We start from the raw sequence: 13,676 nt of genomic DNA on the forward strand, positions 1-13,676 counted from the left end.
AGGCCTGCCCTCAGGTGCCGCCCCCGTCCTGCGGCGTGGCCGCCGCGGCCTCCACCCCGGCGCGCGCATCGCGCCGCGCCAGCAGGGCCAGCAGCGGCCCGGTCATCAGCGTGGTGCACAGCGCCACCAGCAACAGCAGGGTGAACAGCTCCGGGCCGATCAGGCCGGCATCCAGGCCGACCTTCATCACGATCAGCTCGATCATGCCGCGCGCGTTCATCAGCGAACCCACCGCCAGGCTGTCGCGCAGCGGATAGCCGGACAGGCGCGCGCCCAGGCCGCCGCCGGCGAGCTTGCCCAGCACCGCCACGCCGAGGATCAGCAGCAGCGCCCCGGCGCCGGTGGCGGTGAACGCGTCGGCGGTGGTGCCCATGCCGGCCACGGCGAAGAACAGCGGCATCAGCAGGACCAGGGCCAGGTGCTCGATGCGCTCGACCAGGGCGTGCATCAGGCGGTCGTCGCGCGGCAGGCAGGCGCCGAACAGGAACGCGCCGAATACCGCGTGCAGCTGCAGCCACTCGGTGGCCGCGGCGCAGGCGAACAGGCCCACCAGCAGCGCCGCCAGCACCGTGCCGGACGGGCGGCCATCGCTGGCATGCCGGCGCAGCATCGCCGCGAACAGCGGCTTGAGCAGGCCGAACACCAGCACCAGCAGCAGGGCCAGGCCGGCCAGGGTGCGGGCCAGGCCGGCATAGCCGTCGCCGCCGGTCAGCGCCACCAGCAGCGCCAGCGCGATCCATGCGCCCACGTCCAGCAGCGCCGCCGCCGACAGCGCCAGCCGCCCGACCGCGGTGTGCTGCATGCGCCGGTCCTTGAGGATCCGCGCCAGCACCGGGAACGCGGTCACCGACAGGGCCACGCCCAGGTACAGCGCGAACGGCCAGAAGGCCACGCCTTCCGGCGCCAGCATCCCGTGCAGCAGCGGCGCCGCCGCCAGCGCCAGCAGGAACGGCAGCAGCGCCGACAGCCCGGCCACCCGCGCCGCGGCCAGCACCTGCGCACGCGCGCCTTCCGGCGCGCGCATCTCCACGCCAATGACGAACATGAAGAGCACCAGGCCCAGGGTTGCCAGCGCCGACAGCCCGGGCAGCGAGGCGGCCGGGAACAGCGCGGCGTGCAGTTCGGGCATGGCCGCGCCGAACACCACCGGGCCCAGCAGGATGCCGGCGGCCATCTCGCCGATCACCGGCGGCTGGCCCAGGCGCGCGAGCAGCACGCCGCAGGCCCGTGCGGCCACCAGGACGATGGCGATCTGGAACAGCAGCAACCCCGTCATCGCTACTCCCCGTGCGCGGACAGGCCCTTATAGCCCGCACGCGGCCGCGGGCCAAACACGGTTGGCCGTGAAACGGTCCGCTTCAGGGAGTGGTGTCGATCTGCGGCACCTGGGCGCGCACCCGCGCATACTCGCGCCACACGTCGCCATGGGCCAGCACCTGGCGCGCCACGTGCGAGGTGATCCGGTACAGGTCGCGCAGCGGGCGGAAATGGCTGCGCCGCAGCGGGCCGCCGTCCTGGCCGCGGTAGCGGGTCTCCACCGGCACCGCCACGCTGCGGATGCCCAGCTGGCGCGAGGCGGAGATCAGCAGCTGCGCCTCGAACACGAAGTCCTCGCCGGGCACGTCCTGCAGCGCGACCACCGCCGCCGGGTAGTAGCGCTGGCCGCTCTGGCTGTCGGCGATGCGGTAGCCGGCGCCCCAGCTCACGCCCCAGTCGCCGAAGGCATTGGCCATGCGCCGCAGGCGTGGGGCCGCGGCGCGGTGGCGCAGGCGCGCGCCGATGATGATGTGGTTGGGGTGGCGCGCCGCCGCGGCCAGCAGGCGCGGCAGGTCGGAGGGGTCGTGCTGGCCGTCGCCGTCGATGGTCAGCACCCCGGTGGCGCCACGCGCCAGCGCCTCGGCGAAACCGGTGCGCAGGGCCGCGCCCTTGCCGCGGCGCAGGCCGTGGCGCAGCACGGTCACCGGCAGGTCGCGCAGGCGCTCGGCGGTGCCGTCGGTGGAGCCGTCGTCGACCACGATCACCCATGGGCAGTGCGCCAGGGTCTGGGTGACGACGTCGCGGATGCGCAGCGCTTCGTTGAGCGCCGGGATCACGACCGGAGTGGTACGCGGGTCAGCCATGGGCCAGTCCGATCCGCAGTCCGCGGCCCTCGCCCAGCGGCAGGGCGGTGGTGCCATGCGTGCCGGCAAGCGCCTCGGCCAGCGCCAGCGCCGCCGGGGCCATCGCATTGCGCGCGGCGATGCCGCACCGTGGCGCTACCGGCGCCGCCCCGGCGTCCGGGTCCAGTCGCAGCTGCAGGCGGTCGTTGCCGCCGGGACGGGCCAGGACCAGGGCCATGCCGAGCAGGCCCTCGCTGCCGAGCACGTCGTGCAGCGGACCGACCGCCGTGCCGTCGTAGGCGACGAGGAGCACCGCCTGCGCCCCGGCCTCCAGCTGCGCCAGCGCCTCCACCAGGCCCATGGCGAAGCTGGCTTGGCCGGCGCTGATCGCGGTGGCCGGCTCCATCGCCCCGGTGCCGATGGTCCAGTAGCCGGCGGCGGCGTTGTGCACGGAATTGTGGAAGCGGGTCGGCGAGACCTCGGTGGGGGCGCGCGCCAGGGTGGCGCACATGTTGTCGGTGATCGCCAGCTCGCCGTAGGTGGAGGTGAACACCGAGGGCAGGCTGGCCGGGTCGCGGCCGGCGGCCTCGCACGCGGCCTGGGCCGCCTGCAGCGCGACCAGCACCGTGTCCGGCGCGCGCCGGCGCTCGTTGGGCGGCAGCAGCGTGGGTGCCGGCCGCGCGGGCGCCGCTTCCGGCGCCGCGGCGCCGCGGTGCAGGCCGACGAAGGCCTCCCAGGACGGGACGCCCGGGGCCCACAGGCCGATGCCTTCGATCGCGGCGGTGAGGGGCGTGGTCATGGGCGCGAGAACACCAGCGAACAGTTGTTGCCGCCGAAGCCGAAGGCGTTGTTCATCGCATGGGCGATGTCGGCGCGGGCATTGTCGAAACGGATCTGCGGGCCGCACACCGGGTCGGGCACGGCGCTGTTGAGGGTGCCCGGCAACAGCCCGTGCTCCAGCGCCAGCAGCGCGAACGCGGACTCGACGATGCCGGCCGCGCCCAGGGTATGGCCGGTCCAGCCCTTGGTCGAGCTGGCATGCAGGGTTGGCGGGAACAGCGCCGCCACCGCCGCCGCCTCGACGCTGTCGTTGGCCGGGGTGGCGGTGCCGTGCAGGCTCAGGTAGCCGATGTCGTCCGGCGCCAGGCCGGCACGCGCCAGCGCGTCCTGCATCGCCCGCCGCGCGCCCAGGCCTTCCGGGTGCGGCGAGGACATGTGGTAGGCGTCGGAGGATTCGCCGTAGCCGGACAGCCAGGCGCGCACGCGGGCGGGTTCGGCCTGGCGTTCGAGCAGGGCGAAGCCGGCGGCCTCGCCCAGCGACAAACCGTCGCGCGCGGCGTCGAACGGCCGGCAGGGCTGCGCCGAGACCAGCTGCAGCGCGTTGAAGCCGTACAGCACGCTGCCGCACAGGGTGTCCACGCCGCCGACGATGGCTGCATCGGCGAGGCCGGCCTGCATCAGGCGCGCGGCATGGGCGAACACCTTGGCGCTGGAGGAGCAGGCGGTGGCCACGGTGAGGGTCGGGCCGGCGGCGCCGGTGGCCGCGCCCACGAAACCGGAGGCGGCGTCCGGGCAGTGCACCTTCAGCCGCGCCAGGTCGGCCGGGAAGCGGCCATCCTCCAGCCGGGTATAGGCCTCCTCGGTTTCGCCGATGCTGGAGGTGGAAGTGCCGATCACCACCGCCACCCGCGCCGCACCATGGCGCGCCACGGCCTCGCGCGCGGCCTCGAGGAAGCCGTCCTGCTGCAGGCCCAGCCAGGCCAGGCGGTGGTTGCGCGACTGCCAGCCTTCCAGCGCCGCCGGCAGTTCCACCGTTTCCACGCCCTCGACCCGGCCGATCCAGCACTCCAGCGGCCGCCCCGGCAGGTCGTTGCGGCGCAGTCCGCCACGGCGCTGCACGAGCGCCTCGTGCTGCGCCTGCAGCCCGGCGCCAAGCGCGGTGGTGGCGGTGAAGGCGGTGATGGCCACGGGCGCGACGGGCGCCGGACGGGAGTGCGTGAGCAAGGGCAGCGACTGGCGGGCAGGAGGCGCGGGAGTATAGCCACTGCGCCTGTTGCCGCCGCGTGCCGGCCGGCTTCACCAGGATGAACGATGCCCCAGGCATTGCCGCGCTTCCGCACCTGCGACATTTCCTCCACAATCCCGAGGTTCTTACGTTTCCCCCGGGGCCGGGCGCGACCGCGCGCATGCAAGCCTACGTCTACAAGAGCCGCCGCCGAGCAGACACCTACGTATTCCTGGCCGAACGCGACGGGTTCTCGCGCCTGCCCGCGGCGGTAGCGCAGGGCCTTGGCCAGCTGGAATTCGTCCTCGAGGTCGCGTTGACTCCGGAGCGCCGCCTGGCGCGGGCCGACGCCGCGGTCGTGCGCGCCAACCTGGCCGCGCAGGGCTTCCACATCCAGTTCCCGCCGGTCCCCGGTACCCCGGACGCGGCCCATGGCTGAGCCCGTTTCCCGTCCTGCCCGCCCGCCGCTGGCCGCGTTCTTGCTCGCGGCCGGCGTGCTGCTGGCAGCGCTGGCCGGCTTCGGTGGCGCGGTCGCGGTGGTCGCCGGCCTGCTGGCGCAGGCGCTGCTGGCCGCGGGCCTGTCGTGGTGGCGCGGTACCCGCGCGCTGCCGGCCAGTCCGCGCGCACTGCCGGCCGCGCTGCCGGGGCCGTTGCTGGCCTGGGGCGCCGGGCTGGCCCTGGCGGCGCTGCTGCTGGCCTGGCCGCTGCAGGCGCTGCGTGCCCACGCCAGCCTCGGCGCCGCGCTGGGCACCAGCCTGATGGCGGCCCTGCTGGTGCTCGCACTGTGGCGCACGTGGCCGGTGTGGCGCGCCGTGGAGGGCGAGGGCGCCGCGCCGGGCGCGTCCTGGCGCCGGCTGCCGCAGCAGCAGGCCGATACCTGGTCCGGGCTGGGCGCAGCGCTGGCCATCGCCCTGGTGCTGGGCGGCTGGCTGCTGCTGGCCTGGCCGCAGCTGCTGGCCCCGGCCACGCGCTGGGGCCTGGCCGCGGCCTGGGCCCTGGCCGGGATCCCGCTGCACCTGTGGCTGCAGCGCACCCCGGCCCCGGTCGAGCGCGCCGCGCCGCTGGATTTCCTCGCCGCGACCCTGCTGCAGGCCGAACCGGAGCCGCTGCCGCCGGCACCGGAAGATCCGGCCGCGCTGGCCGAGGCGCTGTACGCCGCCGCCCGCGCCGGCCGCGTCGACCAGGCCCTGCAGCTGCTGGAGGCCGGTGCCGACCCGCATGCGCCGCCGCCGGAGGATGAACGCGACCGCCGCAGCCTGGCGGTGCTGGCCGCGGTGCTGCCGGACCTGCGCCTGCTGCGCGCGCTGATTGCCCAGGGCGTCGACCTCAACCCGCCCGGCGGCACCGGCCCGCTGCTGGCCGCCACCCGCGACAGCTGGCACGGCCGCCCCGAGGCGGTGATGACCCTGCTGGCCAACGGCGCCGACCCGCGCGCCCGCGACGCCGAAGGCAATTCCCCGCTGCACCATGCCGCGCGCAGCACCGACCCCGGCGTGGCCGCGCTGCTGCGCGACGCCGGCGCCGAGCTGGAGGCGCTCAACAACGACGGCCTGTCGCCGCTGGGCGTGGCCTGCGCCGCCGGCAACTGGCGCCTGGCCAAGTTCCTGCTCGAACGCGGCGCCCGGCCCGAGCCGCCCGGTGGCCAGCCGGCGCTGCTGGCCGCGGCCGGCGGCGACGAGGACGATCCGGCCGGGGTGCAGCTGCTGCTGAAGTTCAAGGCGCGGGTGGGCGCCACCGGCCGCGGCGGGCGCACCGCCCTGCACGAGGCCGCGCTGGCCGGCCACGCCGGGATCGTGGCGGCGCTGCTGGCCGCCGGCGCCGATCCGCACCGCGCCGACGAGGCCGGGCGCACGCCCTGGCTGGAGGCCGCGCGCGGCCAGCACGCCGAGGTGCTGGAACAGCTGCTGGCGATCGGGGTCGACGTGGCCGCGGTGGACGCCTCCGGGCGCAACGCGCTGCTGCTGGCGGCCAGTGCCGAGCAGCCTTCGCTGCCGCTGGTGCGGCGCCTGCTGCAGGCCGGCGTGGATCCGGCGGTGCCCGATGCCAGCGGCCGCCGCGCGGTGGACGCCGCCGCCGAGGCCGGGCGCTGGGCGATCGTGGCCGCGCTCGACCCGGGCTACCCGCTGCCGCTGGCGGTGGCCGACAGCGTGGCCGCCGCGCCGGCCGAGGCCGATGCGCGCCCGCCGCTGGCGCTGCTGCGCGAAGGCCTGCTGGCCGGGCGCATGGACGGCCTGCCGGCGCTGGCACGGCTGTGCAGCCCGGCCGAACTGGGCGGGCTGCTGCACGAGCGCGAGCTGCAGGCCCGCCCGGAAGCGCTGGCCTGGCTGCTGGAGCAGGGCGCCGATCCGGAAATCCTGGTCGACGGCCATACCGTGCTGTCGGCCCTGCTCGGCCGCGGCGGCGAGGCCGCCGCCGCGATCCAGCTGCTGCTGCGCCACGGTGCCTCGCCGGCCGGCGCCGGCGGCCTGGCCCGCTTCCTCGCCGCCTGCGTGCAGCGCGACGAGGCCGCCCGCGGCCACGAACAGCTGGCGCTGGAACTGTTCGGCGCCGGCGCCGATCCGTTCGCGCCCTCGCCGGCGGGCGACCCGGCGCTGTCCCTGGCCGTGCGCCTGGGCTGGCTGCGCCTGCTGGACGCCCTGCTGGACGCCGGCGTGGACCGCGAGGCCCGCGACAGCCACGGCATGACCGCCCTGCACCTGGCCGCTGCGCTGGGCCGCGAATCGGCGCTGCTGCGCCTGGTCGCCCAGGGTGCCTCGCCGGAGGCGCGTGCCGCCGATGGCCAGACCCCGCTGGGCGTGGCCCTGGCCAGCGGCCGCCGCGACCTGGCCGACTGGCTGGACTGGCGCGGCTGGCAGCTGCCCGGGCGCCCGCTGCGCCCGGCCGACGTCCCGGCCGCGGCGATGGCCGGCGACGCCGACGCGGTGCGCCGCCTGCTGGACCTGGGCTTCGCGGTCGACTCCACCGACGCCCAGGGCTGCACCGGCCTGCTGCGCGCCGCCGGCGGCGGCCATGCCGCGGTGGTGGACCTGCTGCTGGCGCGCGGCGCCAATCCGCAGCACGCCGCCAACAGCGGCGCAACCCCGCTGTCGGCGGCGGTGAGCATGCGCCAGCTGGGCATCGTCTCGGCCCTGCTGGATGCCGGCGCCGACCTCGAGCACCGCCTGCCGGGCGGGGTCACCGTGCTGATGCTGGCCTCGGCCCTGGGCCTGGCCGACGTGGCCGCGCGCCTGCTCACCGCCGGCGCCGATATCTCCGCCGGCGACAGCCAGGGCCTGGCGCCGCTGCACTGCGCCGCGCTGTACGGCTTCACCGGGCGCGACCGCCCGCGCCTGCTGGCGCTGCTGGACACCCTGCTGCTGGCCGGTGCCGAGCCCGACCAGCCGGCCGCCGGCGGGGTCACCCCGCTGCTGCTGCTGCTGGGCGCGCGCGCCGAGCCCGGCAGCGCCTGCGACGAGAACGTGGTCCTGGCCGGCCTGGAGCGCCTGCTGGAGGAGGACGTGTCGCTGGACGCGCAGGACCCGCGCGGCTTCGGCCCGCTGCACCTGGCGGCGCTGCACGGCCTGCGCGCGGTGGTCCAGCGCCTGCTGCGCGCCGGCGCCGACCCGGACCTGCGCGACACCCTCAACCGCACCCCGCGCGACATCGCGGTGATGCGCGGCTTCGTCGACGTGGCCGCCGAGTTCGTGCCCGCGCACCAGGCCACCGGGGTGTCGATGGCGCGCTTCCTCAACCAGCCGCGCAACTGAGCGCGCCGGCAAGGCCGCGGCTCAGTCCCTGTCGGAGGGCGGGGCCGGCGGCGCGTCCTGCGCCGGACGGCTGACCGCCGGGCCCCCGGCATCGGCCTCGAACAGCCGCACCAGCTCGGCGCGTGCCTGCTGCGCACTGCGCTTGAGCGCGTCCTCGTCGTCGTAGACCAGGTACTGCTCCTGCAGCAGGGCCTCGTCGTGGGCGCGGAAGCGGCGCACGTGCTCGGCCGCCTGCGCTTCGGGCATGCCCAGCTCGCACAGCACCCGCCCGGCCACTTCCAGGCTGGTGCCCAGCAGTTCGCGGTAGGGCTCGGTGCCCAGGTCCATCAGCCGCCAGGCGTGCTGGCGGTCGCGCGCGCGCGCCAGCACCCGCGCCTGCGGGTACTGGCGGCGGATCAGGCGCACCGCCTGCAGCGTGGTCTCCGGCTCGTCGGCACAGATCACGAACACCTTGACGTGCTCGGCGCCGGCGGCGCGCAGCAGGTCCGAGCGGGTGGGGTCGCCGTAGAAGATGCGGCCGCCGCTGCGGCGCACGTCCTCCACCCGTTGCGGACTGCGGTCCAGGGCCACGTACGGGATCTTCTGCGCCGCCAGCACCCGCGCCACGATCTGGCCGAAGCGGCCGACCCCGGCGATCAGCACCTGCGGCTTCTCGACCCCGGGCGCGGCGCTGTCGTACTGCGGCGCCGGCGCCGGCGGCTGCTCCTCGCGCCGCCGGTGCAGGTAGCGGTCCAGCGCCATCAGCAGCAGCGGCATCAGCGCCATCGACACACCGACCACCGCCGCCAGACGGTCGTACTCGGCGGTGGTGAGCAGGCGCACGCGCAGCGCCTCGTGGAACACCACGAAGGAGAACTCGCCGCCCAGCCACAGGGTGCCGCCCAGCAGCAGGCCGTGCCCGGGCTGCAGCCGCGCCACCTTGCCGATGCCCAGCAGCACGCCGAACTTCACCACCAGCAGCAGGCCCACGCCGGCGGCGATGAGCCAGGGCTCGGCGACGATCCGGTCCAGGTCGATGCCCATGCCCACGGCGATGAAGAACAGGCCCAGCAGCAGGCCCTTGAACGGCTCGATCTGCGATTCCAGCTCGTGCCGGTACTCCGAGTCGGCCAGCAGCACGCCGGCGATGAACGCGCCCAGGCCGGGGCTCAGCCCGGCCTGCTGCATGATCCAGGCACTGCCCAGCACCGCCAGCAGGGCGGTGGCGGTGAATACTTCCGGGGTGCGGATGCTGGCCACCACCTTGAGCCCGCGCCGCATCAGCAGGCGCCCGCCGAACCACACCAGCGCCAGCGCGCCCAGCGCGTGCCCGACCATGGCCCAGGTCAGGCTCTCGTCCTTGACACCCCCCAGCAGCGGGATGACCGCCAGCAGCGGGATCGCCGCCAGGTCCTGGAACAGCAGGATCGCGAATGCCAGCTGGCCGTGGTCGCTGCCCAGCTCGCGGCGCTCGCCCAGCATCTGCAGGCCCACCGCGGTGGAGGACAGGGCCAGGCCGAGGCCGGCCACCAGCGCGCCCTTCCAGTGCACGCCGTAGAAGAACAGGGCCGCGCCCAGGAACAGCGCCGACACGAACACCTGGGCGCCCCCGGCGCCGAACACCGGCCGCCGCAGCAGGCCCAGGCGCGCGGGGGACACCTCCAGGCCGATCACGAACAGCAGCATGATCACGCCCAGCTCGGACGCGCCCAGGATCCGCTCCGGGTCGCTGACCGCGCCCACCCCGTGCGGCCCCAGCAGCACGCCGGTGGCCAGGTAGGCCAGCACCGCCACCAGGCCCAGCCGGCGGAACAGCGGCACGACCGCGATCGCAGCCGCCAGCAGCACCAGCGCCAGTTCGAAACTCAGGTTGCCGGGCAAGGTGCCGTCCATCGATTGGCCCGATTATCGCCGCGGATGGCGCCGCGTGGGCGGCCGGACGTGACTGGCCGCTGTCCGCGGTGCGCGCGGGCGGTTCGGCACGGGCCTGTGCTAGCCTCGCCGCCGGTCCAAGGGTCCACATGCGCAGTCCATGGTGGTGGGCAGTCGTGCTCTGGGTGGTTGCGGGCCTGGCGCTGGCGGCGGAGGGCGGCGGCGAGCCGCAGGTCGAAGCCGGCATGCTGGTTTCCGGCCGGATCGTCGTCGGGCCCGACGGCAAGCCCAGCGAGTACCAGCTGAAGGATCCGGACCGGCTGCCGGCCGGGGTCCGCCGGTTCCTGGACCTGCATATCCCGCGCTGGCAGTTCGAGCCGCCGATGCTGGAGGGCCGCGCGGTGGCCCTGGACAACCTCATGGACATCCACCTCAGGGCGGTGCCCGAGGGCGAGGGCATGCGCCTCGAACTGGGAAGCGTCTCGTTCCGGCCGGCGGCCCGGGACACCGAATACGAACTGCGCAGGCGCAGGCTGATCCCGCCGGAGTATCCCCGCGCGGCCCTGGCGGCCGGCGACGGGGGCGGCGCCGTGGTCTACGTCGCGCTCAGGATCGGCCCCGACGGCAAGGTGGTGGAGGCGGTGGACGAGCAGGTCAACCTGCATTTCATTCCCGACGCGGGCAGCGAAGGGAAATGGCGCGACCTGTTCGCCCGCAACGCATTGCGCGCGGCGCGCGCATGGACGTTCCAGCCGCCGACCCGCGGCGAGCTCGCCGGGCTCCCGTACTGGCGGCTGCGCGTCCCGGTGCACTACATCCCGTCCGCCCTGCCCGGCGCCGGCGACCAGTACGGCAAGTGGCAGGCCTACGTCGTCGGGCCGTGGCGCCAGGTCGACTGGTTCGGGGAAGCCGACGTCCGCCAGCCACTGGAGTCGCTGGCCGGCAACACCCTGCACGTGGCGGATGCGCCCGGCCAGCTGAAGCTGGTCGCCCAGGCCGGGGGCTGATCCGCCCCGCGGCCTGCCCTGCGGCGACGACGCCGCGACGGCGCTAGACTCCGCCGGGGCCCAAAGGGGAGGCCCAAGGGGAGGGGAGAACATGCGCAGTCCGTGGTGGTTGGTGTGTGTCCTGTGGGCGGTCAGTGCGGTGGCGCTGGGGGCGAGGAAGCCGGCGCCGGGCCAGGCCGAGGCGGAAGCCGGCATCCATGTCGCCGGCACGATCGTGGTGGGACCGGAAGGCAAGCCGCTGGAGTACGAACTCACCGGCGCCAACCGGTTGCCGGCCGAGGTGCGCCGGTTCCTGGATTTCCATATCCCGCGCTGGGAATTCGACCCGCCGGTGGTGGACGGCAAGCCGGTGGCGCTGCGCAACCGCATGGGCCTGTACCTGGTGGCCAGGCCCAGCGCGGACGGCGGCATGCGCATCGTCCTGCAGGCGGCCAGCTTCACCCCCGTCGAGAAGGGCGGTGGCTACGACCTGGCGGCGGCGCGGATGCCGCCGCCGCCGTACCCGGAGGCGGCCGCCGAGATCGGCGTGGAGGCCACGGTCTACCTGGTGCTCAAGGTCGGCCCCGACGGCAAGGTGCTGGACGCCGCCGACGAGCAGGTCAACCTGCACTTCCTGCCCGAGCGCGATGCCGACAAGTGGCGCGACATCTTCGCCCGCGCCGCCGTGCGCGGCGCGCGCAGCTGGAAATTCAACGTGCCGACCCAGGGGCCGGAGGCCGGGCGCGAGTACTGGCTGGTGCGAGTACCGCTGGCCTTCACCTTCGACCAGCGCAACCGCTACGGCGAATGGCAGGCCTACGTGCCCGGCCCGCGGCGCAAGGTGCCGTGGGTGCCGGAAGATGAACAGGGCGGCCCGCTGGAGGCCATGGCCGGTGGCAGCGTGAACGCGGTGGGCGCCAGGAGCGGGGTAATGCTGACCCCGGCCGGCCGCGGCCTGTAGGCCCGTCCGGCGCCACCGGACGGAAACAGGAAGCCCCGCCGGTGGCGGGGCTTCCCGTGTTGCCTGGCTGCGCCTTGCGGGCGGCCTTCAGCGCTTCATCGAGCTGAAGAACTCGTCGTTGGACTTGGTGTTCTTCATCTTGTCGAGCATGAACTCCATCGCGCCGATCTCGTCCATCGGGTGCAGGAGCTTGCGCAGGATCCAGATCTTCTGCAGCAGTTCCGGCTCGATCAGCAGGTCCTCGCGGCGGGTGCCGGAGCGGTTGATGTCGATGGCCGGGAACACGCGCTTCTCGGCGATGCGGCGGCTCAGGTGCACCTCGGAGTTGCCGGTGCCCTTGAACTCCTCGTAGATCACCTCGTCCATCTTGCTGCCGGTGTCGATCAGCGCGGTGGCGATGATGGTCAGGCTGCCGCCTTCCTCGACGTTGCGCGCGGCGCCGAAGAAGCGCTTGGGCCGGTGCAGGGCGTTGGCGTCCACGCCGCCGGTGAGCACCTTGCCCGAGGACGGCACCACGTTGTTGTAGGCGCGGGCCAGGCGGGTGATCGAGTCGAGCAGGATCACCACGTCCTTCTTGTGCTCGACCAGGCGCTTGGCGCGCTCGATCACCATCTCGGCGACCTGCACGTGGCGCGCGGCCGGCTCGTCGAAGGTCGAGGAGATGACCTCGCCGCGCACGGTGCGCTGCATCTCGGTCACTTCCTCCGGGCGCTCGTCGATCAGCAGCACGATCAGGTGCACGTCCGGGTGGTTGGTCGTGATCGCGGTGGCGATCTGCTGCATCATCATCGTCTTGCCCGCCTTCGGCTGGGAGACGATCAGCGAGCGCTGGCCCTTGCCCTGCGGGGCCATCAGGTCGAGGATGCGGCCGGTGATGTCCTCGGTCGAGCCGTCGCCGCGCTCCAGCCGGAATCGCCGGCGCGGGAACAGCGGGGTCAGGTTCTCGAACAGGGTCTTGTTCTTGCTCGCCTCCAGCGGCTCGCCGTTGATGGTGTCCACCACCGACAGGGCGAAGTAGCGCTCGCCGTCCTTGGGCCAGCGGATGCGGCCGGACAGGTGGTCGCCGGTACGCAGGTTGAAGCGGCGGATCTGGCTGGGCGAGATGTAGGTGTCGTCCGGGCCGGCCAGGTAGCTGGCCTCGGCGCTGCGCAGGAAGCCGTAGCCGTCCGGCAGGATCTCCAGCACGCCGTCGGCCTGCACGCCCTCGCCGTGGCGGGTGAGCACCTTCAGCAGGGCGAAGATCACGTCCTGCTTGCGCGCGCGGGCCACGCCCTCGTGGATGTTCAGCTGCTCGGCGATCTCCAGCAGCTTGTGTGCGGGCATGCGCTTGAGGTCGCTGAGGGTGTAGGTCGGGAAGCCCTCGGGCACGCTCGGCTGCGGCCGCTGCGGGTTCTGCTGGCCGCCGTTGCCGCCCTCGTCCTGCATGCCGCCTTCCTCGCGGAAGCGCTCGCGCTGGCGTTCGCGGCGGTTGCGGAAGCGCTCGCGGCGGTTGCGGCCGCCGCCCTCGCGCTGCTCGCGCTCGCCGCCGTCGTTGCCGCCCTGGCCGCCGTTGCCGTTCTGGCCGTTCTGGCTCTGCGGCGCGCCCTGCTGGCCGCCACCCTGCGGGGCGGACGGCTGCTGGGCCGGCGCGGACTCGGCCGCCTGCGGCGCGTTCTGGGCGCCGCCCTGCGCGGCCGGGGCCGGGGCGGCAGGCGCCGGAGCGGCAGCGGCCGGCGCCGAGGGCATCGGCAGCGCAGCCTGGACCGGCGGGTTGGCGGGGGTGGATTCGGCGGCGCCGGCAGCGGCGTCGGCGGGCTTGGCCACGCGCTTGCGGGCGCGCTTCTCGGCGGGTGCGTCGTCGCTCCCGGGCGCTTCAGGCTGGGTGTTCTCGGACAAGACTGGAATTCCTCGCTGGCAGATGCGAGCGCCCGGAAGCGGGCGGATGACTCGTTGGGTGGGGTGCGCCGGCCTGGCGCGCCTTGCGGCGGCAACGTTCCGGCGGGACGGCGGCCGCGCAGCGCGACCGGACCTGCCGACACTAGCACCAGG

At 74.8% G+C, this 13,676-nt stretch carries 10 protein-coding genes; 4 read left to right on the plus strand and 6 right to left on the minus strand.

The annotated features are described in order from the left end of the window. Positions 1-10: 10 nt before the first annotated feature. From EIM48_RS10745 to EIM48_RS10760, 4 genes are all read right to left on the minus strand, one after another. Positions 11-1,276 (minus strand): cation:proton antiporter, encoded by a 1,266-nt coding sequence (locus EIM48_RS10745; protein ID WP_037034817.1) that lies wholly within the window; start codon positions 1,274-1,276, stop codon positions 11-13. 82 nt (positions 1,277-1,358) lie between these two features. Continuing rightward, a complete protein-coding gene (locus tag EIM48_RS10750; RefSeq protein ID WP_125077365.1) occupies positions 1,359-2,120 on the minus strand; it encodes a glycosyltransferase family 2 protein in 762 nt (253 codons plus the stop codon). Beyond that, positions 2,113-2,898, minus strand: a complete 786-nt coding sequence (locus EIM48_RS10755; protein WP_125111636.1) for a beta-ketoacyl synthase chain length factor — start codon at positions 2,896-2,898, stop codon at positions 2,113-2,115. Before EIM48_RS10755 ends, EIM48_RS10750 begins: the two co-directional genes overlap by 8 nt. Then, complete coding sequence (locus EIM48_RS10760) at positions 2,895-4,109, minus strand: beta-ketoacyl-[acyl-carrier-protein] synthase family protein (RefSeq protein ID WP_026010217.1); 1,215 nt, start codon at positions 4,107-4,109, stop codon at positions 2,895-2,897. Before EIM48_RS10760 ends, EIM48_RS10755 begins: the two co-directional genes overlap by 4 nt. 176 nt (positions 4,110-4,285) lie before the next feature. Between EIM48_RS10760 and EIM48_RS10765 the strand changes: the two genes are divergently transcribed. Together EIM48_RS10765 and EIM48_RS10770 are read left to right on the plus strand one after the other, a co-directional pair. After that, positions 4,286-4,543: a YcgL domain-containing protein gene (locus EIM48_RS10765; RefSeq protein ID WP_019397279.1), complete on the plus strand. Its 258-nt coding sequence runs from the start codon at positions 4,286-4,288 to the stop codon at positions 4,541-4,543. Continuing rightward, positions 4,536-7,850 (plus strand): ankyrin repeat domain-containing protein, encoded by a 3,315-nt coding sequence (locus EIM48_RS10770; protein WP_125111637.1) that lies wholly within the window; start codon positions 4,536-4,538, stop codon positions 7,848-7,850. The genes EIM48_RS10765 and EIM48_RS10770 overlap by 8 nt, the downstream gene beginning before the upstream one ends. A gap of 21 nt (positions 7,851-7,871) precedes the next feature. On the opposite strand, the gene EIM48_RS10775 is transcribed toward EIM48_RS10770, so the two are convergent. Beyond that, a complete protein-coding gene (locus EIM48_RS10775; protein ID WP_125111638.1) occupies positions 7,872-9,722 on the minus strand; it encodes a monovalent cation:proton antiporter-2 (CPA2) family protein in 1,851 nt (616 codons plus the stop codon). Between the two features lie 128 nt (positions 9,723-9,850). Here EIM48_RS10775 and EIM48_RS10780 point away from each other — a divergent pair, with 128 nt between their 5' ends. After that, a complete protein-coding gene (locus EIM48_RS10780) occupies positions 9,851-10,708 on the plus strand; it encodes a hypothetical protein (RefSeq protein WP_083852370.1) in 858 nt (285 codons plus the stop codon). Positions 10,709-10,799: 91 nt separating this feature from the next. After that, positions 10,800-11,648, plus strand: coding sequence for an energy transducer TonB (locus EIM48_RS10785; protein WP_083852369.1), 849 nt, complete (start codon positions 10,800-10,802; stop codon positions 11,646-11,648). Positions 11,649-11,735: 87 nt separating this feature from the next. Here the strand turns inward: EIM48_RS10785 and rho are convergent, their stop codons facing one another. After that, complete coding sequence (gene rho / locus EIM48_RS10790) at positions 11,736-13,523, minus strand: transcription termination factor Rho (protein ID WP_125111639.1); 1,788 nt, start codon at positions 13,521-13,523, stop codon at positions 11,736-11,738. Between the last annotated feature and the right edge of the window lie 153 nt (positions 13,524-13,676).

The organism is Pseudoxanthomonas sp. SGNA-20 (assembly GCF_003931635.1).
Taxonomy (GTDB): domain Bacteria; phylum Pseudomonadota; class Gammaproteobacteria; order Xanthomonadales; family Xanthomonadaceae; genus Pseudoxanthomonas.